We start from the raw sequence: 24,828 nt of genomic DNA, 5'->3' as shown, positions 1-24,828 counted from the left end.
CCACAAAAAAGAATCCTCAAGTCAAGGATTCTTATTTAATCATTCGATATTCTACACATGCTCATGAAACTTTTTTTCTTGACGGTAAACTTTTATCACAAAATATAAAATCGCAAATTCCAAAGCTGCCATGATTAAGAATAGAATCAAGGCGTTTCGTGAGCCATGTTGGGTACCAATAACTTTAGAAATGGCTGATTTTTGACTAAAGGCAATAATAATGGCAGTGATTGATGTCCCAAAAGCACCCGCGAATTGTTGCAGCGTCATAATGGCTGCATTACCATCTGTCTGTAAGTCCTTGGGCAACTGAGCTAGACCATTTGTCAAGACGTTACCTGAGGTCAAACCAAAGCCAATACAGTAGATAGCAAAGAGGATTGAAATCGATAAGTTAGTCAAATTCCCACTCATGACACAAAAGAGAACTAAAGAAACAATTGAAAGCGAAGTACCAAATAAAATCGGTTTAGCTGCACCAATCGCATCGTAAATGTGGCCACTAAAAGAAACGCAGACCGCATTCAAAATCGTGCCTGGCAAGACTGCTAATCCTGCTGCAACTGCTGAGTCACCATTTACCAACTGGATATAGTTAGGCAACACAAGATTAAGCCCTAATAAAGAGGCCAATAAAATAAAAGAACTGATAGCGTGCCCATCAAAGGATACATTTCTGAACACAACTAAGTTAATCAAAGGACTCTCTTGACGATTGGAACGATAAATGAATACCCCAAGTCCAATTGCACCCATCACAAAAGCACCTAAAACGTGTAAACTCATCAATGGCATAGCACTCAAGTTACTGAGACTATAAATAAAACCAACCAATGTCGCAACGATTGCAATGAAACTTATCACATCTAATTTAATCTTCTGAGGCTCAGTTTTTTGCTCAATAGTCATAATCCCTAAGATAAAAGAGACAATCAAGATGGGCAGCAAGCAGATAAAGATATAACGCCAGCCAAGCGAACTTGCCATAATCCCACCAAAGGTTGGCCCAACCGTTGGGGCAACGGCAGTAATCAACGTCCCAAGACCAATCATCGTCCCTAATTTTTGACGCGGTACTTGTTCCAAGATAATGTTAAACATCAAAGGCAAGGCAATCCCTGTCCCAACCCCCTGAGCAAAACGCCCCAATAGTAAAATCGAGAAACTTGGTGCTATAATATCTAGCACAACCCCTGCAATAAAACAGAGATTAGCGACGATAAATAATTTTTTTAGTGTAAAACGTCGTTTCAAAAATGAAGAGATTGGAACAGTTGCTGCGACGACTAATAAATAAAGCGTCGTCATCCACTGAACTGTCGAAATCCCAATATTAAATTGCTCAATTAAAATCGGAAAAGTAATATTCATCGCCGTTTCAACTGTAATGCCGGCAAAGTTAAGGATACCTGTTGCTAAAATCGCCGCAATTAACTTGGGCGATATTTTTTCGTTTGTCTTGTCTGTCATCGTATCTTCTTCGAACCTCCTTGTTTTATCCTAGATTTTTATTCTAGTGGATAGCTACTTATTTGATTAAACAAGCAGACTATTTTAAAGCTATCTTCTCATACTATCATATTCAAGCATTATAATAAAGAAAAACCGACTCAAATGCTTCATCCGAATCAGTTTTTCTTTTATCATCTTACAAATCTCGTTAAGATGATACACTCGTGTTTATTTATCCAACTCAGCGTACAACAACTCTTGAACAACTTGTGGATTCGCTTGTCCTTTAGTTGCCTTCATAAGTTGACCAATCAAGGCTTTAGCAGAATTTTTGTTACCACCTTTATAGTCGTTGACAGCTTTTTCATTCTTAGCCAAGACATCTGTAATGATTGGAACTAAAACAGCAGGATCTGATATTTGAATCAAGCCAGCTTTCTTAACGAAGGCTTCAGCAGAACCACCATTTTTCGCCAATTCAACGAAAACTTTCTTGGCAATTTTTGACGAAATCGTACCGTCTGCGATGAGCTTGAGCATTTCAGTCAAGTTTTCTGGTGTTAAACCAATTTCTGAAAGCTTTTTACCCTCAGCGTTAAGGTATTGCGCGACCTCACCTTGCAACCAGTTAGATGCCAATTTCGCATCCGCACCCGCATTTACCGCCGCTTCGAAGAAATCAGCCGTGTCTTTTGCTGCTGTGATTTGTGCCGCATCGTAGTCAGAAAGCCCTAGCTCAGCCACATATTTCGCACGACGTGCTTTCGGAAACTCTGGCAAGGTCGCCCGAACTTCTTCGATCCACTCATCTGAAATCTCAAAACGTGGTAGATCAGGTTCTGGGAAGTAACGGTAATCTGATGAGCCTTCTTTGACACGCATCAAAGTCGTTTCGCCTGTTTTCTCATCGTAACGACGTGTTTCTTGCTGAATGACACCGCCAGAGCGCAAAACTTTGGCTTGACGCGCCACTTCATATTCCAAACCTTTGCGGACAAAGTTAAAGGAGTTCAGGTTTTTCAACTCCGTTTTCACGCCAAATTCTTCCTGACCATAAGGCCGTAGAGAAATGTTGGCATCACAGCGCATCGAGCCTTCTTCCATCTTCACATCAGAAATGCCCGTGTACTGGATAATTTCCTTAATTGCAGTCAAGTAAGCATAGGCTTCCTCAGGAGAGCGCATGTCGGCTTCTGATACAATCTCAATCAAAGGGACACCTTGACGGTTAAGATCGACATATGAATAGCCGTCTGTACCGTGTGTGTTTTTCCCTGCATCTTCTTCTAAGTGGGCACGTTCAATCCGAAGTGTCTTCTTAGTCCCGTCTTCCAACTCGATTTCAATCGACCCATTATAACCAATCGGCTCATCAAATTGTGAAATTTGGTAGGCTTTGGGATTATCAGGGTAGAAATAGTTCTTCCGGTCAAAGTGCATGTTTTGGTGAATGTCCATGTTCAAGGCAAGCGCAGCCTTGATACCAGACTCGATGACACCTTTATTCATAACCGGCAAAACACCCGGAAAGCTCCAATCGACAATATTCGTATTCTCATTTGGCCCCGCACCAAAATGCGCAGGCGCTGGTGAGAAAATTTTCGAGTTAGTATTCAACTCGACATGGACTTCAAGTCCGATAACTGTTTCAAAATTCATTTATTTTTCTCCATTTTGGATTATCATATTCTGATAAATTCCCATTCAATTTTTCAATTTCAGTTTCTATTACTTCAACAACGTAATCCAAACATTCAAATACATGTTGCTTATATTTTCCAACAACTTCTTCTGTAGTCAAGTTTTCTGTTGCTTTTGTAAACGAAATATTCCCATGGGCTAAAGCATTTCTTTGGTTTTTTATTGACAAAATTGTTCCACCGTTGTCTTTTAATTGTTGCCCATCGTATTGAATTCCATGCTTTTCAAAAACATACTTTATCTTTGCAACATCGACATTTCCAGACAAATGAAATTGCTTTATATCTAACGAAAATCCTGTATCCAAAAAAGTTTGCTGTATAATACTAAATAGATCTTGGTTGATGCTTTGTTCTTTTATAGTATAACTGCTATATTTCAACCAGATTTTCTTTATTTCATCACTTGCCTCTGAATATGACTTTATATATACATTATGAGTATCATAATATTCCATTATACAACTGCGAACAGTAGATTCTATCAGATTATAAAACATAATCAGTGCATTTGATTTTAAGATTCTCAATAATTTGGAATTATTATCCTTGTTTTCCAAAATATAATTTTCTGGCATATCATTTTGCTGTAAATACAAACAAAATAACTCTATCTCTTGTTTCTTTTTTTCGTAATCACTTATCATATCATTTACTCGCTATTTTTAAGAAAATAATCTTTCACGCCATTGATTCTTCCAAGCACATTACTTTTATTGTTGGCCCATCAGTTTTTGTCCATTGTTTAAAATCTTCAGAATTTAATAAACTCTGGATTTTTTCCTTTGAAATTATTAAATTTGTTTTTTCTCGCATAGCTAAATTTATACCTACTGCCAAGGCCTCAAATCGGACATTAGGTGTGGTTTGCCAATCACCATTTGTTTTTATACCTTTTGTAAATCCGTATTCAAAATTTTGTTCAACAAACGACATCACTCCCTTAAATTCTCTTTTATATCGTTCTTCTATTTCAGACCAATTATCCGTTTCCACAATCTTACGGATAAAATCACTAATAAATACATCAACTCCATGTTCAAATTGTTGATAGTTTTCACTGAAAGCAAAGAAACGTTCAATTAATTCTTCATCTCCTTTTCGAGATAGATTATTAGTAGTAAGATTCACTAATTTTTTAAACTGACTATCTTTTGTCAGAGGTATAACAATTTTGGACATAAAATTATTATTTTTCCAACTTGAACGATTTTCGCTAGATTTTGTTTTCAAGGAACTTGTATTCAAACGATAAAATAAATCACTTCTCACTTCTTCTGGTGTTTTATCACTAAGAACAATTATCCTTAATGCTTTTACACTCAATTTACGAACTTCTGAAACTGGTAGTTGACTTAATGTTTTTCCATTTAAACTCGTTAATTTTTTCAATCCTATAAATACGAAATCATCTTTCTCATTAAAAACCTTTGATAAAGTTGATATACGTTGAAGACCATCAATTATCTCAAGAAGACCATCAGCAGTTTCTGCAAGAAAAATTAATGGAATTGGATAACCTAGTAAAAGCGACTCAATAAAGCGAGACATTGCTTTGGGACTCCACAATTCTTCATGTCGTTGGTATTCAGGAATTACAATACTTGCTCCACTGTAATCACTATCAACTTCTTTTTTATATTTTTCAACTAGATAATCTATAGGAAAATCTCGTGTGTCATAATCTAATTCATTTTTCAATTCAGAAATCTGCATTTCAATTTCTTTTTTTTCAGATTCTTCAAAAAGCGAAATATTCCTCATGATTTACAACTCCTTTTTCAAATGATCCATCACACTATCACCAATTACTTTACCAAGTTGAGGTGGTACTGCATTCCCTATTTGCACAGCAAGTTTTGTTGTGAAAACTCGCTGGTTCTCTGCCACAAACTGATAGTTTTTTGGGAAAGTTTGTAATAAAGCTCCCTCTCGTAAACTTAAGGCCCTATTTTGTTCAGGATGACCAAAACGACCATTGCCAAATCCTATAAACTGTGTTGTCATAGTGGTTGCAGGTTTATCCCATTCCAAGCGACCATAAACTGAGCCATAAGTTTGACCACTTTTCTTTTTGTACGCATTCGGCAACAATGAGCTATCCCAATCTTTCCATGTACCTCCCGGTTTTGAACTTTTAATTCGTTTTATATTCAAAGGTGACAATTTTCGACTAGTATGAATTCGATCTAATTCGAAAGTTTCTCCAGCTTGGATTTTCGGCAAAGTTGAAATAGTTTGTCTTAAAGTAGGATAGTTTTCCTTATCATAGATTTCAGGTTTGATTTTTATTTCACCAATTTTAGAAGCCAAGAGCAGTAATCGTTTACGACGTTGTGGAACACCATAAGCAGGTGCATATGCAACTTTCCAGTCTATAAAATATCCTTCTGATTTCAATATTTTCAAAAAGTTATTAAATACTTCCTCTTTCGCCATTTGAGGAACATTTTCCATTGAGATAATTTCGGGTTTCACATTTTTTACTTGTTTACCAAAATAATCCAATAGATCCATTTTGTTTTTAGCCACATCACTACCTTTATATCTGTGACTATAATTCGAAAAAGGTTGACAGGGGGCACACCCAATAAGAACTTTAATATCCGTATCTTTAGGATATAGCTCGTTTATTTCAGTATCAGTAATTTCTTTTACATCTTTCAAAATAAACTTGGCTTTATTATTATACTCGTAGGCAAACTTACAATCTTCTTCAATATCAAATCCAGCCACAACGTTAATTCCGGCTTGCTGAAAGCCGTTTGTCAATCCACCTATTCCACAAAATAAATCCACTGCATTTATATTCATAATAATACCTCACAATATACTATGCGAAATTTACACCCCAATTTTACTTTTTAAAAATGACTGGCTTATTTTTATGGAAATCAGTCGTCGCCTCAAAAGCTGCTGCTGCTTGGTAAATCGTTGCTTCATCAAAGGCTTTACCAATGATTTGTAAGCCAACCGGCAAGCCTTCAACTTGACCAGCAGGAATTGAAATCCCCGGTAAACCAGCCAAATTGACAGGAATGGTCAACAAATCAGCCAAATACATGGCAAGGGGATCATGACCTTGTGTATCTAAATCATAGGCAACAGTCGGTGCTGTTGGGCCAATGATGAGGTCATAGTTTTCAAAGACTTTTTTGAAGTCTTGCATAATCAAAGTCCGAACTTGCCCAGCTTTTTTGAAGTAGGCATCATAATAACCTGATGACAAGCTAAAGGTTCCCAGCATAATGCGACGTTTGACTTCCTCGCCAAAACCTTGCGAGCGTGTTTTGACATAAATATCTTCTAAATCAACCGCATCTGCTGCACGGAAACCGTAACGGATACCGTCAAAACGTTGCAAGTTTGAGCTGGCTTCTGATGAAGCGATGATGTAGTAAACAGCCACGCCATATTTGCTATGTGGCAAGCTCACTTCTTCAACAGTCGCCCCTAATTTTTCAAAGTGTTTGGCTGCAGCCAAGACTTGTTCTTTTACCTGAGGATCAATCCCTTCGCCTAAATATTCTTTTGGCAAGGCAATCTTCAAGCCTTTGACACCTTGCCCGATTTTCGATGTGAAGTCTGGCACTGCAACTTTTGATGACGTCGAATCTTTTGGATCGTAACCTGAAACCGCATTAAGCAAGAGGGCGTTATCTGCAACATTTTGTGAAAATGGTCCGATTTGGTCGAGTGATGAGCCAAAAGCAATCAGACCGAAACGCGAAATACGACCATAAGTTGGTTTGAGACCCACCACACCGTTAAATGATGCAGGTTGACGGATTGAGCCACCTGTATCAGAACCGAGCGAGAGCAAAACTTGGTTCGCCGCAACAGCTGTCGCAGAACCACCTGATGACCCACCCGGCACTTTTGTTTCGTCCCAAGCATTTTTCGTTGGTTTGAAAGCTGAATTTTCAGTCGAACCACCCATGGCAAACTCATCCATGTTAGTTTTACCAACGATAATCATATCATTGGCATATAATTTTTCGACAGAAGTCGCATCAAAAACAGGCTCATAATTATAGAGCATTTTTGAGGCAGCTGTCGTCAAAATCCCTTTAGTCGAGATATTGTCTTTCACGGCAATCGGAATACCAGACACTGGGTTTGAAGCATCAATCCCACGTTCGTCAATGGCAGCAGCCTGTGCGAGCGCCTGTTCTTCTGTAATCGTGATAAAGCTATTGACTTTATCTTCACGAGATTTGATAGCTTTCAGCGTTTCTTTGGCAAGTTCAACCGCTGAAATTTCCTTATTGACCAATTTGTCATGGAGTGCTTTTATCGTTGTCATGCTTAGTTGTCCTCCATAATTGCGGGTACTTTAATAAAGCCATCTTCTGCTTCTGGCACGTTTTTAAACAACTCGTCACGATTCCAGCCTGCAACCGCAACATCTTCACGCCAAGCATTGATATTATCTGCCACATTTGAGGTAAATGGCACACCTGTTGTGTCTACTTCTTCTAATTTCATAAACATATCAACGATTTTTGTCAATGTGCCAGCAAATTCAGCAGTTTCTGCTTCATCAAAGTCTAATTTTGACAAATTCGCAACGTGTTTCACGTCATCTTTTGTGATTTCCATTGATTTCTCCTCTGTTTTTTTCGGGAATCAAACCTTGAGCATCTCTAAAAATTTAGTGCGACAACTTTCGTCGCAATTTCTAGAAATGTCCCTATAATTTCATGTTTTATACTCATTTAACTCAAGAAAAGGAACAAATTTTTAAGCTATTTTTTTGCCAATTCGGTCAACGGCTAAGCGATAAAACCGCCAAGCCACGTTACCCATAGCTTTTCCGTAAGTCGCTAAAGCGACAACTTCAATGCCAGATGCGATAAGGCGAAGACGTACAGGTGTACGGCAAGACTTATCAACGATGAAGTGGCGGAAAATAGCCCAAAAATGTTTATTTTATTTGGTTAATTGAGTATATTATATCAGTTTTTGACACTTTTAGTCAAAATCAATATCCAAAACTAATTTCAATTCATTTAATTGTTTCGGGTCAACATCGCTTGGCGAATCCATCATCAAGTCAACGCCAGCCGCACTTTTCGGAAAGGCAACAACTTCGCGAATATTATCTTCGCCCGTCAAGACCATAAAGATACGCTCTAAACCAAAGGCGCAGCCCGCATGTGGTGGCGCACCAAATTTGAAGGCCTCTAACATGGCGCCAAATTTTTGCTCTACAAAATACTTGTCATAGCCAATGACTTCAAAAGCTTTATACATCACTTCTGGATTATAATTCCGAACAGCACCTGAACAAATTTCATAACCATTCATGACCATGTCGTACTGGTCAGCCTTGATGGCCAACTTATCCGCATCAGATTTCGCCGCTTCAAGTGTTTGAACGCCACCTTTTGGCAAGGAGAATGGGTTATGACCAAAGTCAACTTTGCGATTTTGTTCGTCGTATTCGTAAAATGGAAAATCAACCACCCAGCAAAGTGCCACTTTATTTTTATCTTTGAGATTGTAGAAATCCGCAAATTCATTACGCATCCGACCAAGGACACGGTTAACGATGGCAGGTTTACCCGCACCAAAGAAGACAATATCGCCATCTTCAGCACCCGCTTTGGCAGTAATTTCAGCTAATTCAGCCTCTGTCAAGAATTTAGCAATCGGAGATTTGATGCCGCCGTCAACATAAGTCAAGTAAGCCAAACCGCCAGCGCCTTCTTTTTTAGCAATTTCAGTAAAGGCATCAATTTGTGAGCGTGACAAGCTAGCAGCGCCTTTCACACAAATCGCTTTGACTTTCTTGGCATTTTTAAAGACAGCAAATTCAGTTGTCGCAAGGGTTTCATCCAAGTCAACCAAAGTCATGCCAAAGCGCAAGTCAGGCTTATCGCTACCATAAATGTTCATAGCATCTTCATAGGAAATACGCGGAATATCTTTTGAGACAAGCTCTTTACCCGCAAAATCTTTAACCAGATTTTGGATTAAGACTTCCATTTCAGAACGAATTTCTTCGCCATCTTCTACGAATGCGCGCTCTAAATCGAGCTGGTAGAAATCGCCATAAAGTCTATCAGCACGCGGGTCTTCATCACGGAAACATGGCGCAATTTGATAATATTTATCAATCCCTCCGACCATGAGCAACTGTTTGAACTGTTGCGGTGCTTGTGGTAAGGCATAGAATTTACCTGCATGAATCCGACTAGGAATCAAGAAATCACGCGCCCCCTCTGGCGAAGAATTCGCCAAAATCGGCGTTTGCACTTCCAAAAAATCTTGGTCTTCCATGAAACGACGGATAAATGATAGATATCTAGCACGTTGCTTCAATGTTTCTTGCATTTTAGGACGTCGCAAATCCAAATAACGGTATTTCAAACGTAAATCTTCGCTTGATTGATTACTTTCATTGAGTGAAATTGGCAAAGGCTGAGACGCATTTAAAATCGCAAGCTCGTCTGCGACCAATTCAATTTGCCCCGTCGCCAAATTAGGGTTGGCAAGGCCTTCACCACGCGGGTGAATCGTCCCAGTGACTGAAATCGCATACTCATCACGCAAATGTTCCGCAGCTGAAAAATTTGTCACTTTTTCAGGTTGAATCACCACTTGCAAAAGACCAGAAAAGTCACGCAAATCAATAAAAATGACACCACCGTGGTCACGGCGCGAGTTCACCCACCCCTTTACCGTCACGGTTTCGCCTTGTTTCGAAATTGTCTCAATCGTTTTTGTTCTCATATTTTTCCTCTACTTATTATCGTCTTACCCTATTTTACCATAGGCATACATTGATATATCTTAAAATTTAGAATTATTTAGTTATTTGCGTCAATGGTGTATACCCTTAGCGCAACGGTGTTTTTGTCATCGCCGTTTGCCACTAGCCCACTGTTTCCGCAATTTACCTAGCCAAATTTAACAAAAATAGCACCCAAATATCGTCAGAAAAGGACGAAATTCGTGGTGCCACCTTAATTTGTTGTCAACAGACAACCTTATTATGCTTTATTTAAATTAGTACAAAAATAGTGTTCTTCACCACAATCATCAGGCGCTATTCCCAGCTTCAAGCGCTCTCTTAACTGATTTGATTATGCTTACTTCTATATTTATTGCTTAAAAGTTACGACCTTCAAGTTTTTCATAAATCCCTGAATTGACAACTTTAAGATAAGTTCCCTTCATACCAAGTGAGCGAGATTCAATAATCCCAGCTGACTCAAGTTTACGAAGGGCATTGACAATCACTGAACGTGTAATACCAATTTTATCAGCAATTACAGAGGCTGTCAAACGACCTTCAATCCCACCTAATTCATCAAGGATTGCTTTAACAGCTTTCATTTCAGAATAAGATAGGGTGCTAACTGCCATATTCACAGCTGCAGATTTACGGATATTTTCTTCCATCTTCTCGATTTGAAGATTTGACAATTGAATCCCAATAACCGTCGTTGCCAATTCAACCAAGACCAAATCATCATCATTAAACGCTTCTTCATTGCGCCAGATGATAAATGTCCCTAAACGCAAGCCACTACCATAAATCGGCGCGACCGTTGTTTTACCATGTGGATGATCTTTGACAACTTCTTGTGGATAAAGTGATAACAGAGCATCTGCAGGCAAGTTAGCCTCAGTATCATAAGTACGTGATGCCGCTTGAACATACTCATCTGACAATTTGCGTTCATCAAACATCGCCTCAACACGGTCATTGTTTGTCTTGTAAGGCATGGCATAGCCAAGCACAACACCCTTGCCGTCAATGACAACAGAGTTACAATCAATTACCGCTGATAAGCGTTCTGATAAGCCGTTATACGGTAATTCTTCGCTAGAATTGTTGAGTCCATCTTGCAAAATCGCCGTAATTCTTCTTGTTTTTTCTAATAATGTAGTCATAATTCTCCTATTTTCAAAAAATATTCTATAGCTTTATTATAACAAGAACAAATCAGAAATACAACAATATTCAGAAAATTATTTATTGTTTTCTATTTTGAGACAATTTACTGGCGATATTTAGCCAAAAATCGTGTCATTTTCTCTTGAATTTGTGCTAATTCATCAACACGTGGCATATAAACAATCCGAAAATGATCCGGATCTTTCCAATTGAAGCCACGACCATGAACTAACATGACTTTTTCTTGTTTGAGAAAATCTAAAACAAATTGTTCATCATCGTGGATATTATACATGGCGACATCAATTTTAGGGAAGATGTAGAAAGCCGCTTTCGGTTTCACCGCTGAAATTCCTGGAATTTCATTCATCGCTTTGTAAATGAATTCACGTTGTTCATAGATGCGACCACCCGGCAGCAACAATTCATCAACAGATTGCGTGCCACCTAGTGATGTTTGGACGACCTGTTGTGCCAGAACATTTGAACATAGCCGCATATTGGCTAACATATTCAAACCTTCAATATAGCCTTGGGCGTGACTTTTACCCCCTGACAGCACCATCCAACCGACACGGAAACCAGCCACTCGATGTGATTTTGACAAACCATTCATGGTCACGACAAACAAATCTGGTGCCAAGGTCGCGATTGGGATGTGCTTGATACCATCCATGATGATACGATCGTAAATCTCATCTGAGAAGATGATCAAATCATTCTGACGTGCGATTTCAACAATGTCTAATAAAACCTCGCGTGGATAAACAGCACCCGTTGGATTATTAGGATTAATAATGACAATCGCCTTCGTATTTGACGTGATTTTTGACTTAATATCTACAATATCCGGATACCATTCCGCTGACTCATCACAGAGATAGTGCACTGCATGACCACCTGCCAAGCTAATTGATGCTGTCCAAAGGGGATAATCCGGCATTGGCACCAGAACTTCATCTCCAGTATTTAACAGGCCATTCATGGACATGGAAATGAGTTCACTCACACCATTCCCAATGTAAATATCATCAACATCAACATTGGGAAAATTCAGCACTTGGCAGTACTGCATAATCGCTTTACGCGCGCTAAAGATTCCTTTACTGTCTGAATATCCCTCGCTGTCCCGCGCATTCATGATCAAATCACGGATCACTTCATCAGGTGCTGTAAAGCCAAATTCGGCTGGATTACCAGTATTAAGACGCAAAATTTTCTCGCCGTTAGCTCGCATACGATTCGCTTCATCCAAAACTGGACCCCGAATATCATAGGCAACATCATCAAGTTTAGCGGATTTATCAAAAAATTTCATGGCTACTCCTTTAGCGATTGAAAACGGTGCTGTAACAAATGAATCTTTGACACATTTGATTTTTCTCGTTTTATCTATTATAAACTTTTCGTTTTAAATAATCAAAAGTATTTCGGATTGATCAATATTTTGGTAGAATTTATAGTATATGAAAACGAATTGGAAAAATAATTTTTTTACACTATTTGTTGGGCAACAATTATCCTTTTTCACAAGTATGGTTGCCCAGTATGCTTTAATTTGGTATTTGACAGACCGTTCCGAAAGCCCAACTTTACTTGCTATGTATATGCTTATCGCCCTTATGCCCGGCATTATTGTCGCTCCCTTGATTTGGCCTCTAATCGACCGCCTCAACAAAAAAATTCTATTACTATCTGGAGACTGGATTGTTGCACTTGCTGCGATTATCTTGGCCTTCTATGGTCAAGGCGGCCCGCTTCCTTTTTGGTTATTAGGGGTGGGTATGTTCATCAGAAGTCTCGCAGGTGCCATTCAGACACCAACTACCCAATCCATTATCCCAACACTTGTTCCTGAAACCTTTGTCCCTAAAATCAGTGGTCTAAATGGTGCTTTTAATAGTGCTTCGATGATTGTCACACCTGCTATCGGCGCTTTTTTTTACAGCTTCCTTCCCATTTCCAAAATCATGCTAGTGGACGTTGCTGGTGCTATTATTGCAACAATTACAGTACTAATGGCACAGATTCCAAGTTTTGAACACCTTGACAACCCCAACTCTTATATTCATGAACTAGTTGAAGGTTTCAAACTCGTTAGACACCATAAAGGGATTTTCCATTTCTTAATCATTACGACCTTGATTGGCATGTTTGCTTGGCCTGCTTTCTCACTCTATCCCCTGATTACTACCACTTATTTTCATGGAAGTATTTCAGATGCCTCTATCGTGGAAGTCTTTTGGTCTATCGGCTCGCTTCTTGGCGGGTTGCTCATCGGTCTCTTCGCCACAACAAAACGACGATTGACAATCGGTGTCATGTGGTATTATCTGGCAGGCATTGCTTTCACTCTCATGGGCTTTTTACCTGACAATCGACATGGGCTTTGGCTTTTTATTGCCTTACAGCTCCCTGCTGGCATCGGATTTATGGCAGCAAATGGTCTCTTCATGTCCATTGTTCAACAAGCTTTTCCTGCCAAGCAAACCGGACGAGTGATGGGGATTACGCAAGCTATGGTTTCCATGGCTAGTCCGATTGGTCTAATTTTTGCGGCACCACTTGCTGAAACCTTAGGCATCCCGCCACTCCTGATCATTGCCGGTATCAGTATCTTTATTGGTAATATCGCAAGCATGCTATTACCTGACATCAAAAACCTTGACCACATGACCGTTATGACACATATCAAAGAAGATGATAGCTCATAATTTGCACTTATGTCCTTTTTATTCTTAGTAAACGAGTAAACACGCTCCTTCCCTCTAATTCTTATAACGTTACTACGTTAGAATAGATGGAAGGATTTTTTCTCACTATTTTTCCATAAAACCAAAAAACTCCGATTATTCAGAGTTTTTCTAGTATATAATTGCTATTTATTTTTATTCCGTTCAGCAATACGTGTCCTTATCTGTTCTTCAAGCTCTATCTTTAATTGTTTCTTATAGCCTTGAACTAAAATTAAACGGAATATGAACAATCCGATTAATACTACAGCACCAATCAGCAATAAAACTTTACGTTTTGTTGACACTACTGAATACGGTTTAGCTTGCTTTTGACTTAACGTTTCCCGTTTATCTTGGGCTTTTGTCTCAGATTTTCTTTCAGAAGGAGAGGGTTTTAAAATATTCCGTAAGTTATCCCAATTTTCCTGAGTCATAACAAGTGTGCTAATAGGTGTTGCCCCAGCCTCTTCGTCTAACTCAGAAAAATATACCATTAGCTGAGAATTTTTAGGGAATTTTTTATCCGTACTATAAAAATCTTTGAACAAAATCATCACTTGTCCTTCTGGTAATACAGCATATGTTTTTCTAGCGACTTCTTTTTGGTCATCTAGTCTGATAACTGTCACTTCTCCTTCAACGTCTGTTTCATTCCACCAAGTATTTTTTATAGTTTCTAGAATCTGATATTGAAGTCTATATCCATCACTTGTTTCTTGAACATCGAAACGAGTCGTGTCTAACTGTTGATTAACGCCAGAGGAAATAACTTCCTCTCTATCAGATATACCAGCTCCACTACTCGCTTGAACATGGGAACGCCCAACAAATAAGGCGAAGAGAACCACAAAATATTTCATCAACAAACTCTTCTTTACTAACATACTTTTTATCCTTACTTGTTTGCGACAACTTCAAAACTAAAAAACATTATTGCATTTTCTGCTCATACAAAAAATACTCATTTTTAAACAAGTGATTTTTGACTAGACTACTCTTCTTCTGGCTCAAATGTTGCTGCTTTTTCTTTAATCTGACGTAAAAATTCTGAATTATCTGTCGCCAATTCAAATAATTTGCGGTAGTAGCTGTCTCCTTTATGTTTTAAGAACTCTAAACGTTCTGATGCTTCAGACACACGTTTTTCAGCTGCTTCAATAACTGACGTCGCCTGTTTTTCAGCTTCTTGGATTGTATTTTCTGCTTGAACTTTTGATAATTCAACGCGTTCATCTGTTGCCTTTACAATATCTGTCGCCTCTTGTTTAGCAGCATCCACAATACTTTCTTTCTGTTCTTGTGCTGCTTGAATAATTGTTTTAGCTTGAACTTTAGCATTAATCAAGATATCAGCAATGTCATCTTTAGAGATACCAGTATTATCAGAATTTGCTTGTTGTTCTTGAAGAGCTAACAACTCTGCCACCTTCCTATTGTTTTTATCTAGCTCTTCCTTTAGTCTTTCGACTTCCAATTTATACTTTTCTAATTCTTCGTTATGTTCACTCACTGATAACTCCTTTGCTTCTTCCGTGCGTGTTTCCACCTCACCTATCCGTTCTTGTAACTTCTTATTTTCCAAAGCTAATGCTTCTTGCTCTGCTAATTGTGACTGCATTGTGGCAGATTCATCTTGTGCATTTGCCAACTCAGTTTTAAGACTAGTTACCAACTCACTTTGTAAATTGACCTCATTCTCTTTTTCAGAAACTTCTGCTTCTAGTACTGTTACTCTATTTTTCAATGTTTCAAGTTGTGTATTTTTTTCTTCCTCAAACGCTTGTTGTTCTGCTACTTGATTTTCTAAAACAGTCGCCTGCTCTTGCGTATTGATAGCAACAAGCTCTTTTAATTGCACAAGCTCAGCTTCTGATTTTTCTGCTCGTTCTAATAACTTAACATTTTGTGCCTGAAGATCTGAAAAATCAATTTTAAGTTGCGCAAACAAATCGTCTTGGGTTTGAAGCGCCTCTGACTTTTCTGTTCCTTCAAGTTCTGTATTTTCTACATGAGAGTCTGAAGAATCAGCTTTAAAACTCGTAGCCAAATACTTCAGCAAACCACTTTTTTTTTCTACCATACCTTATCTCACATATCCTTACTTTGTTTACATCTGGCTTATCACAAAAACATTCATTTTCATGACTAATAGCTTTTAAACAAGACTAATCTATTTCTGGCGCCAATGATATCGCTTTTTCCTTGACTTGACGCAAAAATTCTGAATTCCCCGTCGCCAATTCGGATAATTTACGATAGTAGCTATCCCCCTCACGCTTCAAGAACTCTAGGCGCTCTGTTGCGGCAGCTACGCGTTTTTCAGCAGCAGTAACAGCTACACTTACCCGTTTGTCTGCTTCTTGAATCGTATTTTCTGCTTGAACTTTTGACAATTCAACACGTTCATCTGTTGCCCTTACAATATCTTTTGCTTCTTGTCTAGCGGCTGCCACAATGTCCTCTTTCTGTTCTTGTGCAGCCTGAAGAATTGTTTTGGCTTGAAGTTTGGCACCTACTAAGATATCAGCGATATCATTCTTAGAAACCGTTTGTTGTGCTTGAAGAGTCGCCAAGTCAGTTCGCAATTGAGAAACTAAATCTTCTTGGGCTTGTAGAGCTGATACTTTTTCTTCAAGTGTTTTGGATTTAGCAACATCACTTGCTTCAAGTTCTGCATGCTGCGCCTGAAGGGTTGTCAAGTCAGTTCGCAATTGAGAAACTAAATCTTCTTGGGCTTGTAGAGCTGATACTTTTTCTTCAAGTGTTTTGGATTTAGCAACATCACTTGCTTCAAGTTCTGCATGCTGCGCCTGAAGGGTTGTCAAGTCAGTTCGCAATTGAGAAACTAAATCTTCTTGGGCTTGTAGAGCTGATACTTTTTCTTCAAGTGTTTTGGATTTAGCAACATCACTTGCTTCAAGTTCTGCATGCTGCGCCTGAAGGGTTGTCAAGTCAGTTCGCAATTGAGAAACTAAATCTTCTTGGGCTTGTAGAGCTTCCTCACCTTCCGTCACTGAAGTTTCCGAAACGACTTTTTGAGATTGAAGAGCTACAAACTCCGCTTTTAAAGCAACAATAGACTCTTCTTGTGCTAGAATTTTCTTGACACTCGATGCTTTGAGTTGCGCAAGTTCAGTTTTGAGTTCCTCAATCAAATCACTCTTGGCGTTGCTTTCAGTTCTCAATACTTCTTGCTGCGCTACCTTAACCCGCAAAGCTGCAACTTGTTCTGGTGTCAATGGTTCCTGTGAATTTTCAGCCACAAACAGCTTAAACTGTGCAAATTCTATATCTTTTTTATCTGATTGTTCCTTCAAAGCATTATATAGACCTTGAAGCGATGCGAGTTCACTCTGTGAATTTTCTAACTGAGTTTTAGTTTCAACAACTACACCCTTTTGCTCCTTGAGTAAGTTGAAACTATCTTCTAAAGCTTTTTGGAGCTCCTTTTTCTCACCAAGTTCTGCTTCTAGAGCTTCAATATTGCGTTTCAACAACTTAATTTCAGCACTATTAAAATTACTTTTTTCTGCCTTAAATGTTTCCAACTGCTTTGTTAACGCCGCAATTTCCGCTGTATATTTTTTATCTAATTCTTTAATCTCATCTTCATATGCACTTGCCAATACTTTCTCAAGTTCACTCTGACTTAATTTAGGTGAAAACCCAAATTGCCACTTTCCAGCCATGTATTATCCTTTCCTATTCATAACCTCGCTTTGAGGATATCTTCCATGTGTTACTATTTTCACATGATGACAAGCTCTCAGACACTTTAAAACTTGCTCTAAAAATCAGATTTGTGCTTCTAACGCCATCATCAGATATAAATTTAGTCTTGTTCTTCCACAAAAGTATTAAAGACTTCTTCAATCATATCCCATTCTTCATTTGCATCTTCTGGGATTGGCAAGAGGTCACCCTCAGTACCATCTTCATTTTGTGTGTAAGCGTAAGCTTGGATTTCAACTTCACCATTTTCATCTTCTTCCACACCAGCTGGTACAACCAAAACATAGTTTTTTCCGAATTCTTCTTGACCATCGATTGTCAGGAGAATTTCAAATAAAGTTTCATTGCCTTGATTATCTACCAAAGTGATAAATTCTTGTTCATGTTCGTGATTGTGGTCATGATCATGATCATGTGTCTGTTCAGTCATTTTTGCTCCGTAATCTAGTTTATAACGTGTGGCTATCAAGATAGTTCTGTAAAATCAGAACAGCCGCCAATTTATCAATGTATTTTTTGCGATTTTCACGACGTGTGTGCCCTTGAATTAATATTTTCTCTGCCTGAGCTGTCGTGAGCCGTTCATCTTGATAGTCAACAGGAATACCAAATTCTTCCAACAACAAATTACCATAATGACGACTGGCTTGTGCCCGAATGCCTTCGTCATTATTCATGTGTTTCGGCAGGCCTAAGACAAATTTTGTGGGTTGATATTCTTTGACAAGTTCTGCCAAACGCTCAAATCCATAATCTGATTTTGACTCGTTAATCCGAATCGTCTCAATAGGCTGAGCTGTATATCCTAACAAGTCGCTGACGGCCACGCCGACAGTCACACTACCGACGTCTAATCCCATTAACCGTTGCATCAAAGTGCGACACCTTGATCCTTAAGATAATTTTTAATTAATTCTTCAACGATATCATCTCGGTCAAAACGACGGATTTTGTTTCTAGCATCGTTGTGGCGCGGAATATAAGCTGGATCGCCTGATAACACATAACCGACCATTTGGTTAATCGGGTTGTAACCTTTTTCACCGAGAGACTGGTAGACACTGACAAGTGTTTCGCCAATTTCTTTTTTGCTCGAGTCATCAAACTCGAAACGAACTGTTTCATCTGTAAAACTCATATCTGTCACCTCACTTCTGTAATTTATTGCCTTAGTTTCATTATAAGTTATTTTTGCTAAAAATTCAAACAATACTCTTTGTTTTAGCGATTTATCATCTCTAAATAAAGAAAATGCCGAAATTTTCCAATCTATCGGAAAATCTCTGGCATTTCAAGGACTTATGGTAGGATATTACCTGCTGCCATGTAGAGGCTATACCATTCTTCACGCGTCAACACAATATCCGCAGCTTCTGTCGCTTCAATGATACGCGAGGGTGTCATCGTGCCAAGAATCGTTTGCATCTTAGCAGGGTGACGATTGATGAAGGCAACAGCGATACCAGATGGCGTCACGTTATATTGGTCTGCAAGTTCTACCAATCTAGCATTGAGTTCAGGGAATTTTTCAGCGTTTCCGACAAAGACACCCTCAAAGAAACCATATTGGAAAGGTGACCAAGCCTGAATCGTCATGTCGTGAATGCGTGAATATTCCAGAATACCACCATCCCGAGCCAGACCTGCCTGATTTTCCATATTGACATTGATGCCAACATCAACCATGCCCGTGTGTTTCAAACCAAATTGAAGTTGATTGATATTGAGTGGCTGTTTAACCGCTGTTTTCAGGAGTTCAATTTGACCAGGGTTTTGATTGGATACCCCAAAGGCACGAACTTTACCAGCTTTTTCAAGCTGAGAAAAGGCTTCCGCAACTTCTTCAGGTTCAACCAAGGTATCTGGACGATGTAAAAGTAGCGCATCCAGATAATCTGTGTCCAAACGTTTCAATGAGCCTTCTACCGCTTCAATGATATGTTGTTTTGAAAAATCAAAAGCAATCCCTGGTCTAATCCCAACTTTTGATTGCAGATAAATATCTGAGCGTGAGATACGCGTGTCTTTCAATGCTTTAGCGAAAATCGTTTCGCATTCGCCTTTGCCATAGATATCCGCATGATCAAAGAAATTGATGCCATTATCATAAGCTGTCTGAATAATTGCCACAGGATTTTTACCCGCTTCATTGATTCGCATACAACCTAGCACAATTTGACTAGCCGTCATATCCGTATTGGCGATTTTAATTTTTTTCATGGTAAGAGCCTTTCTTATTTGTAATCGTTTCCATTACTATTGTATCAAAAGTTTGATAAATATGCTCACAAAAACTATATATATTTTACACGCCATTATGTTTACTTAATAAACTCCGCTTTCAAATCAGATCTACCTCGCCTATAACACACAAATGACAACAAAAAAGAACATAGGCTCGAGTATCTATGTTCTTTTTATCGTATTTTATGCAGTCAAAACTGTGCGGCCTTTACGACGACGACTGGCAACGACACGACGACCGTTTTTAGTAGACATACGTTTACGGAAACCGTGTGTTTTTTGACGTTTACGTTTACTTGGTTGAAAAGTACGTTTCATGATGTTTCTTCCTCCTGTACAGAATTTTTGCTTGTCGGCAAACCAACAAGCCTATGTCTAGCCTAGGCTTTTGATCAGTTACTAAACATACTTTAATATTCTATCGTTTTTACAAGCATTTGTCAAGGTCAACTTCATCTTTCTATCACGCAATGAAGAAGATGAGATGAATTTATATTTTGCCAAAGTTGGTACACAAGAAGAATTATTACTAGATATTGATGATAATTTTTCTATTGAAACTTATACTGAAAAAGACTTATATGCTAAATTAATTTCCTTTTTTGAAATAAAATACGATCCTAATAATAGATTCAAACCTTTTAATCTTTTTAAATATATTGATGAAAATTCAAAACCAAGAAAATTTAACACCACTCAAAATCGTGAAATGGTAACAAGATTGTATAAATTAAATAATCCTGACGCCATCTACTATTACAGTATGGTAAATTGGAATACCTCTAAATCAGGTAAAAGATATTCAAAAGAGAATAGAGATAAAGTAAAAAAATTATTACCAAATCTTTTTGAACTCATCAAAGATAAAAATATTAGCGTGCGTTTCACAGATCAACCAAAAAATGCAGAGACAGAGAAAACACAGTATCTTGATGATTTAAATATCAGGTTCAAAAACAACTAACTCATCTCGGCTTAAAACACCGCTTGGATTTTGAATGACGTTTCCGTTTACATCATAAGTAGTCCAAAGGAATACGTTGTCATAGATAGGATTTGATTGAATTTCTTTGTCATCTATAAAAACATCTTTAAAACAGCGAAAAGGCGAGAAATATTCTGCTTTTGGAAAACGGTACTCTTTTCTTTCTTCAGGATTATCGTCTCGCTCTAAAATGTCATAATACTTCTGGGGATATCTAATCAACACAGGTTCTTGACTAATATTTTCAACTCTTTTGAAAGTATACTCCATTATTTTTTCTTTCATATCCGTTTAAATTTCCTTTCATCTATAAAAAAGAGAAACCTATCAAGATTCCTCATGCCTTAGTTTAACGACGTTTCGGTCTGGTTATTTGTGTCTGTTATCATTGCCATCGTGTTTTTCATCTTTAAATCTATAAAAAATAAAAATAAGAAGATTGATAGTAAAAACGGCAAATAAGAAAATCAAAAATATAATACCTACTCTATAATTAGAGCTCAAAGGTAGTAAAAACATAATAGCCACAAACATATTGCCGAAAAGGCTCATTATATCTTTCGTTGTTCTTAGCACCTCTTGGTTTAGCTTATTCATTCTATTTTTCTTTCTATTTTTCTTTCTAATCATTTAGGTTATATCTTCTAAATAATCCAAAAAAGCTTCCCAAAAGGTCATCTTATAGATAGGTTCATATTGTGCTAAGAAAAGGAAGAAGTTGCAGATAATGAAGACCGTTACAGTTAAAATTGATGTTATGAGAAGCACTAAGAAAAGAGATAGTACAAGAAAGAAAGTGTTATCTGGAAATTTGTCTAGAATAATATGAGACAAGGCAAGAAACACAAGGAAACCTGTAAAAAAAGTAAACAAGCAAAGTATACCGGCTATAGTTGTTTTGAAGAGGTTGAAGATTGTTTTCATATTGTATTCCTTTCATGAGGTAACAAAAAAGAGAGGTCATCTCATTTGACTTCTCTTTTTGTAGGAGTATTTATTGTTTAGGCGCCCATGGATCATTAGGATTAGGTTTAGTATGGTCTACTGGTTGACTAGCATTCCAGGCATCTCTATCACGATCTGCCTGAGTTCGATTATCGTATGCACCCTGACCGCCACCACCAGTAGAAGGTTGTGCAGGCGCAGGAGCTTGAGGGGTTGGCGCTATATAAGCAGGTTCAGTGTAAGCTGGTTGGGCATAACCTTGTTCAGGTTGCGCTTCTGCCTGCGCTGCAGCTTGTGCTTGTTGTTCTGCCTGTTCCTGTTCGGCTTGAGCTTGAGCAGTTTTTTCCGCTTCAGCCTTTGCCTTAGCATCCGCTTCAGCTTTTTCTTTAGCTTTTTTATCCGCTTCAGCCTTCGCCTTGGCATCAGCCTCTTTTTTAGCCGCTAATGCTTTCAGTTTAGCCTTGTTTTCAGCCTCAAACTTCGCTTTCTCTGCAGCCTTTTTCTCTTTGGCTTTTTTATCCGCCGTAAGTTTTTCTTGCTTAGCCTCGGCTTTTTGAGTTGCGACATTTTTGTTGTGTACGGTCACACCAGCACCTAAGCCAATCAAGGCTAGAACTACGACACCTGCAACAATACGTTGTTTCAACGTTGTATTTTGAATTTTTGTGATCAAGTTCATGTTTTCTCTCCCTTTATTAATTATTTCCGACGATAACTAGCGGCATAGTTTTATAAAGCACCAGTTCATATTTAGGATGCCCGTTTCTACGTATCCGCTCACGTAATTCAGACATCCAGAACTCGTCATCTAATCCAAGTCTAGTCAACGACCTACCATATACTAAGCCACTAAATGGTATCGCACACCTTTGTTCTCGCTCAAGGTGTTCTAGCACCTTATCTAGCTCATTTGTTAGTACCATCTTTTACTCCATTTTATCATATTTCTAGCTCATCTTTGGTGTAAAAGTGTAATTTTCCACTTTTACGATAATGTTTTTTTATCACTTTGCCTCAAACGAATTAACTACTGAACCCTTAGGTACATTGAAAATAAATTTTTCATCTGAAAGAGGCTTGAAGTGAGACCAACGACTACTGTTAAATTCCCTCAAGAGTTTATCAAAGCGCTTATCTTCATATGTCTGCTTTTTAATTACCAAAGCAGGACTTTCAGTCGTTTCATTGATGAAGACCTGCTTATCACTAGATAGACTATATTCATCTTTTAGGTTCAAAAATTGATAGCCATCCGTTTCTTTAACCACATACCTATAATCTCTTTTGCTTGAGGTTTCAACGCTGCCATAGACAAACAGAAAGCCGCCTGAAACATGACCATTGATTTCTTGTGAGTTGGTCGTGTTTAAGTTATAGATTGGAATTGACTCGCTAGTCTCTATCTTTTTTGCCTGAGTTAAATATGTTTTTTGTATCTCAGATTTTGGCATCCCTTTATATTTGGAAGTTCTAAACCCTCCTGAACACAGGCAAATAATCAATATAATGGCTAGCACAGGTAAAGGAATAAGCAGTACGATGATCATGTCCCTATCTAGATAATCGTCATAAAGCATGATAAAGAATAACAGTATGATTATCACTATTAAGCTAAAAGCAATCAAACCTATGGTATGAGCCAGCTGATTATTTTTAGGAATTTTACTAATTGCCTTCAAATATTCTGAATAGGTGTACTTATCCATTTTTCGCCCTCTTTCACTATTTTATCGCCGTTTTAGGTTTCGTCTGGAAGATGAAAAAGAAGAAATCATCATCAGAGGTATTATCATTGACACGTTTAAGTTCATCCTCGTTCATTTTCCAAGTAATCAAGCCGTTCTTTATTTTTAAAGTCCCTTTATCGGTCACGTCTTTACTGCCATGAACAACGCATAGACCGACTAAATCTTTTTTCAAGTACTCAGTGTTTCGTGTTGTCAGACCTGATTTCGAATCATAGTCATACCTAAAGAAATCTACATTTGTTTGAAGGATTGATAAACTTTGTTTCTCGAAATCCATAGCAGTTGAAAATTTAATTTCTGTATAATGCTTAGTATCAAGAACTCTCAAACCAAGCTCTGTAAAGAGAAATTTATCAAATTGAACTTCTTTTTTATCGTTGTTTTCTTTGGCATCAGGGTCAATCGTGTAGGTTTTACTTCCAAAAACTTCTGATTGATTTTTAGCCTCTATAAGTATATCAGCTACTACTTTCTTGCCTGCTGCTTCATACTTTGATAGAAAATGTTTCCCTGGGGCTAATTTCGTCATATTGGCTTCTACAATAAATTGAGGCAGATGGAGTTGATGATTGCCCAAAGCGTATGATACCCCTATGGTAGTCCCAACAACTGCACTCAATACCAGGGTTATTATTTTTCCTTTGTTTTGCTTAGTCATATTTCTACTTTTCCACTTTTCTACTTTTGCACTTTGTATTTATTGGGTATGTCTTTCCATTTGTCATAAACAGTGATGGCAATATCAATCTCTTGATTTTGAAGAGCATTGAAATCTTGATCTATTTTCAATTCCTTTTCTCTTTTCTCACAATAGACCCTTTTGAAAGACTTTAAAATCTCCGCATAGATTGTCATCATCGCTTCTCGTGAGTTTTGTTTCACTCTTATACTATAATTTCCTGTTTTATCAGCTAAAATATCTTGATGTCTAATATGCTCATTTTCAAAAAATGTCTCTAGTTCCTGTAGAGCATATGCTTTAAAATCAGATTTTTTTGCGCCTACCTTAATGATTTCAGCTTCATGTTTTGCTGTGAACTGCGATAATGGTGTAATCGGTTTAAATACACTATCCCTAGTTGTAGATAAATCAGAACGGCTCCGTTTAAAATCATCGTGTATAACAAGAGATAGTATAAATCTTAATATTATAGAAATTAACCCCAACAACATAAGTGGCAACATTATCCTTGAAAATAGAATTATGAATTTTGTAATAGATTGATTAATGTCAAAAAAGATATCTTCTGGCATTTAATTCTCCCTTCATTTTTCCCAACTAACAGTAACCATATTGTCTATATCGGTTATTTTGTAACCTAGTGATTCAAGTCTTGTACACCCTTCTTTTGATGTACAGTAATCAACCATCGACTGG

General features: G+C 37.9%; 27 protein-coding genes. 2 read left to right on the top strand and 25 right to left on the bottom strand.

Annotated features, from left to right (window positions below):
* Positions 1–51 precede the first annotated feature (51 nt).
* The 10 genes from ACYQ21_RS05650 to ACYQ21_RS05605 all read right to left on the bottom strand — a co-directional run bounded on the left by ACYQ21_RS05650 (position 52) and on the right by ACYQ21_RS05605 (position 12,379).
* Positions 52–1,470 (bottom strand): MFS transporter, encoded by a 1,419-nt coding sequence (locus tag ACYQ21_RS05650; protein ID WP_460056226.1) that lies wholly within the window; start codon positions 1,468–1,470, stop codon positions 52–54.
* A gap of 210 nt (positions 1,471–1,680) precedes the next feature.
* On the bottom strand, positions 1,681–3,111 hold the full coding sequence (gene gatB / locus ACYQ21_RS05645) for an Asp-tRNA(Asn)/Glu-tRNA(Gln) amidotransferase subunit GatB (protein WP_442447150.1): 1,431 nt from the start codon (positions 3,109–3,111) through the stop codon (positions 1,681–1,683).
* Positions 3,101–3,799, bottom strand: a complete 699-nt coding sequence (locus ACYQ21_RS05640) for an MAE_28990/MAE_18760 family HEPN-like nuclease (RefSeq protein WP_460056222.1) — start codon at positions 3,797–3,799, stop codon at positions 3,101–3,103. Before ACYQ21_RS05640 ends, gatB begins: the two co-directional genes overlap by 11 nt.
* A 34-nt stretch (positions 3,800–3,833) precedes the next feature.
* Positions 3,834–4,916, bottom strand: a complete 1,083-nt coding sequence (locus ACYQ21_RS05635) for a DUF262 domain-containing protein (RefSeq protein ID WP_460056219.1) — start codon at positions 4,914–4,916, stop codon at positions 3,834–3,836.
* 3 nt (positions 4,917–4,919) lie between these two features.
* Positions 4,920–5,966, bottom strand: coding sequence for a DNA cytosine methyltransferase (locus ACYQ21_RS05630; RefSeq protein ID WP_460056216.1), 1,047 nt, complete (start codon positions 5,964–5,966; stop codon positions 4,920–4,922).
* Between the two features lie 43 nt (positions 5,967–6,009).
* Positions 6,010–7,458, bottom strand: coding sequence for an Asp-tRNA(Asn)/Glu-tRNA(Gln) amidotransferase subunit GatA (gene gatA / locus ACYQ21_RS05625; RefSeq protein WP_460056213.1), 1,449 nt, complete (start codon positions 7,456–7,458; stop codon positions 6,010–6,012).
* Positions 7,459–7,460: 2 nt separating this feature from the next.
* A complete protein-coding gene (gene gatC / locus ACYQ21_RS05620; protein ID WP_460056210.1) occupies positions 7,461–7,754 on the bottom strand; it encodes an Asp-tRNA(Asn)/Glu-tRNA(Gln) amidotransferase subunit GatC in 294 nt (97 codons plus the stop codon).
* Positions 7,755–8,126: 372 nt separating this feature from the next.
* Positions 8,127–9,890 (bottom strand): aspartate--tRNA ligase, encoded by a 1,764-nt coding sequence (gene aspS / locus ACYQ21_RS05615; protein ID WP_460056207.1) that lies wholly within the window; start codon positions 9,888–9,890, stop codon positions 8,127–8,129.
* A gap of 378 nt (positions 9,891–10,268) precedes the next feature.
* Positions 10,269–11,057, bottom strand: a complete 789-nt coding sequence (gene codY / locus ACYQ21_RS05610; protein ID WP_460056204.1) for a GTP-sensing pleiotropic transcriptional regulator CodY — start codon at positions 11,055–11,057, stop codon at positions 10,269–10,271.
* A gap of 107 nt (positions 11,058–11,164) precedes the next feature.
* Positions 11,165–12,379 (bottom strand): pyridoxal phosphate-dependent aminotransferase, encoded by a 1,215-nt coding sequence (locus tag ACYQ21_RS05605; protein ID WP_460056202.1) that lies wholly within the window; start codon positions 12,377–12,379, stop codon positions 11,165–11,167.
* Positions 12,380–12,527: 148 nt separating this feature from the next.
* On the opposite strand from ACYQ21_RS05605, the gene ACYQ21_RS05600 reads away from it, so the two are divergent.
* Entirely contained in the window at positions 12,528–13,775 is a 1,248-nt protein-coding gene (locus ACYQ21_RS05600; RefSeq protein ID WP_460056200.1) for an MFS transporter, read from the top strand.
* Between the two features lie 164 nt (positions 13,776–13,939).
* Here ACYQ21_RS05600 and ACYQ21_RS05595 read toward each other — a convergent pair whose 3' ends face one another.
* From ACYQ21_RS05595 to rpmH, 8 genes are all read right to left on the bottom strand, one after another.
* Positions 13,940–14,680, bottom strand: coding sequence for a hypothetical protein (locus tag ACYQ21_RS05595; RefSeq protein ID WP_460056198.1), 741 nt, complete (start codon positions 14,678–14,680; stop codon positions 13,940–13,942).
* A gap of 107 nt (positions 14,681–14,787) precedes the next feature.
* The gene (locus tag ACYQ21_RS05590) at positions 14,788–15,876 is read right to left on the bottom strand and encodes a hypothetical protein (protein WP_460056196.1); all 1,089 of its coding nucleotides are present in this window, start codon (positions 15,874–15,876) and stop codon (positions 14,788–14,790) included.
* A gap of 85 nt (positions 15,877–15,961) precedes the next feature.
* Complete coding sequence (locus ACYQ21_RS05585; protein ID WP_460056194.1) at positions 15,962–17,485, bottom strand: hypothetical protein; 1,524 nt, start codon at positions 17,483–17,485, stop codon at positions 15,962–15,964.
* Positions 17,486–17,628: 143 nt separating this feature from the next.
* Positions 17,629–17,958, bottom strand: a complete 330-nt coding sequence (locus ACYQ21_RS05580; protein ID WP_460056192.1) for a DUF1292 domain-containing protein — start codon at positions 17,956–17,958, stop codon at positions 17,629–17,631.
* A 19-nt stretch (positions 17,959–17,977) separates the two neighbouring features.
* Positions 17,978–18,400, bottom strand: a complete 423-nt coding sequence (gene ruvX / locus ACYQ21_RS05575) for a Holliday junction resolvase RuvX (protein WP_460056189.1) — start codon at positions 18,398–18,400, stop codon at positions 17,978–17,980.
* Positions 18,400–18,666, bottom strand: coding sequence for an IreB family regulatory phosphoprotein (locus tag ACYQ21_RS05570; protein WP_460056187.1), 267 nt, complete (start codon positions 18,664–18,666; stop codon positions 18,400–18,402). The genes ruvX and ACYQ21_RS05570 overlap by 1 nt, the downstream gene beginning before the upstream one ends.
* A gap of 161 nt (positions 18,667–18,827) precedes the next feature.
* A complete protein-coding gene (locus tag ACYQ21_RS05565; protein ID WP_460056184.1) occupies positions 18,828–19,748 on the bottom strand; it encodes an aldo/keto reductase in 921 nt (306 codons plus the stop codon).
* Between the two features lie 207 nt (positions 19,749–19,955).
* The gene (rpmH, locus tag ACYQ21_RS05560; protein WP_460056182.1) at positions 19,956–20,090 is read right to left on the bottom strand and encodes a 50S ribosomal protein L34; all 135 of its coding nucleotides are present in this window, start codon (positions 20,088–20,090) and stop codon (positions 19,956–19,958) included.
* Between the two features lie 97 nt (positions 20,091–20,187).
* Between rpmH and ACYQ21_RS05555 the strand changes: the two genes are divergently transcribed.
* Positions 20,188–20,736 (top strand): DUF6037 family protein, encoded by a 549-nt coding sequence (locus ACYQ21_RS05555; protein ID WP_460056252.1) that lies wholly within the window; start codon positions 20,188–20,190, stop codon positions 20,734–20,736.
* Here the strand turns inward: ACYQ21_RS05555 and ACYQ21_RS05550 are convergent.
* From ACYQ21_RS05550 to ACYQ21_RS05520, 7 genes are all read right to left on the bottom strand, one after another.
* Complete coding sequence (locus ACYQ21_RS05550; RefSeq protein ID WP_460056180.1) at positions 20,710–21,042, bottom strand: hypothetical protein; 333 nt, start codon at positions 21,040–21,042, stop codon at positions 20,710–20,712. The genes ACYQ21_RS05555 and ACYQ21_RS05550 overlap by 27 nt on opposite strands.
* An 84-nt stretch (positions 21,043–21,126) precedes the next feature.
* Positions 21,127–21,387 carry a hypothetical protein gene (locus ACYQ21_RS05545; protein WP_460056178.1) on the bottom strand — a complete coding sequence of 87 codons (261 nt, stop codon included), beginning with the start codon at positions 21,385–21,387 and terminating at the stop codon, positions 21,127–21,129.
* Positions 21,388–21,751: 364 nt separating this feature from the next.
* The gene (locus tag ACYQ21_RS05540; RefSeq protein ID WP_460056175.1) at positions 21,752–22,381 is read right to left on the bottom strand and encodes a hypothetical protein; all 630 of its coding nucleotides are present in this window, start codon (positions 22,379–22,381) and stop codon (positions 21,752–21,754) included.
* Positions 22,382–22,397: 16 nt separating this feature from the next.
* Positions 22,398–22,625 carry a hypothetical protein gene (locus ACYQ21_RS05535; protein ID WP_460056172.1) on the bottom strand — a complete coding sequence of 76 codons (228 nt, stop codon included), beginning with the start codon at positions 22,623–22,625 and terminating at the stop codon, positions 22,398–22,400.
* A gap of 81 nt (positions 22,626–22,706) precedes the next feature.
* Positions 22,707–23,408, bottom strand: coding sequence for a hypothetical protein (locus ACYQ21_RS05530; protein ID WP_460056170.1), 702 nt, complete (start codon positions 23,406–23,408; stop codon positions 22,707–22,709).
* Between the two features lie 16 nt (positions 23,409–23,424).
* Positions 23,425–24,108 carry a hypothetical protein gene (locus tag ACYQ21_RS05525; protein ID WP_460056167.1) on the bottom strand — a complete coding sequence of 228 codons (684 nt, stop codon included), beginning with the start codon at positions 24,106–24,108 and terminating at the stop codon, positions 23,425–23,427.
* 20 nt (positions 24,109–24,128) lie between these two features.
* Positions 24,129–24,704, bottom strand: a complete 576-nt coding sequence (locus tag ACYQ21_RS05520) for a hypothetical protein (protein WP_460056165.1) — start codon at positions 24,702–24,704, stop codon at positions 24,129–24,131.
* Positions 24,705–24,828: the final 124 nt, after the last annotated feature.

This window comes from Pseudolactococcus yaeyamensis, from assembly GCF_054658615.1.
The sequence above is the reverse complement of the archived record's forward strand: the minus strand, read 5'-3'. Positions and strand labels throughout refer to the sequence as shown.

What these genes read in the sequence shown, in the direction of transcription:
- gatA (WP_460056213.1), bottom strand. Translation starts at nt 7,458, where the DNA reads ATGACAACGATAAAAGCACTCCATGACAAATTGGTCAATAAGGAAATT.
- ACYQ21_RS05630 (WP_460056216.1), bottom strand. Translation starts at nt 5,966, where the DNA reads ATGAATATAAATGCAGTGGATTTATTTTGTGGAATAGGTGGATTGACA.
- ACYQ21_RS05595 (WP_460056198.1), bottom strand. Translation starts at nt 14,680, where the DNA reads ATGTTAGTAAAGAAGAGTTTGTTGATGAAATATTTTGTGGTTCTCTTC.
- ACYQ21_RS05535 (WP_460056172.1), bottom strand. Translation starts at nt 22,625, where the DNA reads ATGGTACTAACAAATGAGCTAGATAAGGTGCTAGAACACCTTGAGCGA.
- ACYQ21_RS05520 (WP_460056165.1), bottom strand. Translation starts at nt 24,704, where the DNA reads ATGCCAGAAGATATCTTTTTTGACATTAATCAATCTATTACAAAATTC.
- ACYQ21_RS05600 (WP_460056200.1), top strand. Translation starts at nt 12,528, where the DNA reads ATGAAAACGAATTGGAAAAATAATTTTTTTACACTATTTGTTGGGCAA.
- ACYQ21_RS05640 (WP_460056222.1), bottom strand. Translation starts at nt 3,799, where the DNA reads ATGATAAGTGATTACGAAAAAAAGAAACAAGAGATAGAGTTATTTTGT.
- ACYQ21_RS05580 (WP_460056192.1), bottom strand. Translation starts at nt 17,958, where the DNA reads ATGACTGAACAGACACATGATCATGATCATGACCACAATCACGAACAT.
- ACYQ21_RS05525 (WP_460056167.1), bottom strand. Translation starts at nt 24,108, where the DNA reads ATGACTAAGCAAAACAAAGGAAAAATAATAACCCTGGTATTGAGTGCA.
- ACYQ21_RS05605 (WP_460056202.1), bottom strand. Translation starts at nt 12,379, where the DNA reads ATGAAATTTTTTGATAAATCCGCTAAACTTGATGATGTTGCCTATGAT.
- ACYQ21_RS05530 (WP_460056170.1), bottom strand. Translation starts at nt 23,408, where the DNA reads ATGGATAAGTACACCTATTCAGAATATTTGAAGGCAATTAGTAAAATT.
- ACYQ21_RS05540 (WP_460056175.1), bottom strand. Translation starts at nt 22,381, where the DNA reads ATGAACTTGATCACAAAAATTCAAAATACAACGTTGAAACAACGTATT.
- gatB (WP_442447150.1), bottom strand. Translation starts at nt 3,111, where the DNA reads ATGAATTTTGAAACAGTTATCGGACTTGAAGTCCATGTCGAGTTGAAT.
- ACYQ21_RS05585 (WP_460056194.1), bottom strand. Translation starts at nt 17,485, where the DNA reads ATGGCTGGAAAGTGGCAATTTGGGTTTTCACCTAAATTAAGTCAGAGT.
- ACYQ21_RS05590 (WP_460056196.1), bottom strand. Translation starts at nt 15,876, where the DNA reads ATGGTAGAAAAAAAAAGTGGTTTGCTGAAGTATTTGGCTACGAGTTTT.
- aspS (WP_460056207.1), bottom strand. Translation starts at nt 9,890, where the DNA reads ATGAGAACAAAAACGATTGAGACAATTTCGAAACAAGGCGAAACCGTG.
- ACYQ21_RS05650 (WP_460056226.1), bottom strand. Translation starts at nt 1,470, where the DNA reads ATGACAGACAAGACAAACGAAAAAATATCGCCCAAGTTAATTGCGGCG.
- ACYQ21_RS05570 (WP_460056187.1), bottom strand. Translation starts at nt 18,666, where the DNA reads ATGAGTTTTACAGATGAAACAGTTCGTTTCGAGTTTGATGACTCGAGC.
- ACYQ21_RS05565 (WP_460056184.1), bottom strand. Translation starts at nt 19,748, where the DNA reads ATGAAAAAAATTAAAATCGCCAATACGGATATGACGGCTAGTCAAATT.
- ACYQ21_RS05635 (WP_460056219.1), bottom strand. Translation starts at nt 4,916, where the DNA reads ATGAGGAATATTTCGCTTTTTGAAGAATCTGAAAAAAAAGAAATTGAA.
- codY (WP_460056204.1), bottom strand. Translation starts at nt 11,057, where the DNA reads ATGACTACATTATTAGAAAAAACAAGAAGAATTACGGCGATTTTGCAA.
- ruvX (WP_460056189.1), bottom strand. Translation starts at nt 18,400, where the DNA reads ATGCAACGGTTAATGGGATTAGACGTCGGTAGTGTGACTGTCGGCGTG.
- gatC (WP_460056210.1), bottom strand. Translation starts at nt 7,754, where the DNA reads ATGGAAATCACAAAAGATGACGTGAAACACGTTGCGAATTTGTCAAAA.
- rpmH (WP_460056182.1), bottom strand. Translation starts at nt 20,090, where the DNA reads ATGAAACGTACTTTTCAACCAAGTAAACGTAAACGTCAAAAAACACAC.
- ACYQ21_RS05545 (WP_460056178.1), bottom strand. Translation starts at nt 21,387, where the DNA reads ATGATTAGAAAGAAAAATAGAAAGAAAAATAGAATGAATAAGCTAAAC.
- ACYQ21_RS05550 (WP_460056180.1), bottom strand. Translation starts at nt 21,042, where the DNA reads ATGAAAGAAAAAATAATGGAGTATACTTTCAAAAGAGTTGAAAATATT.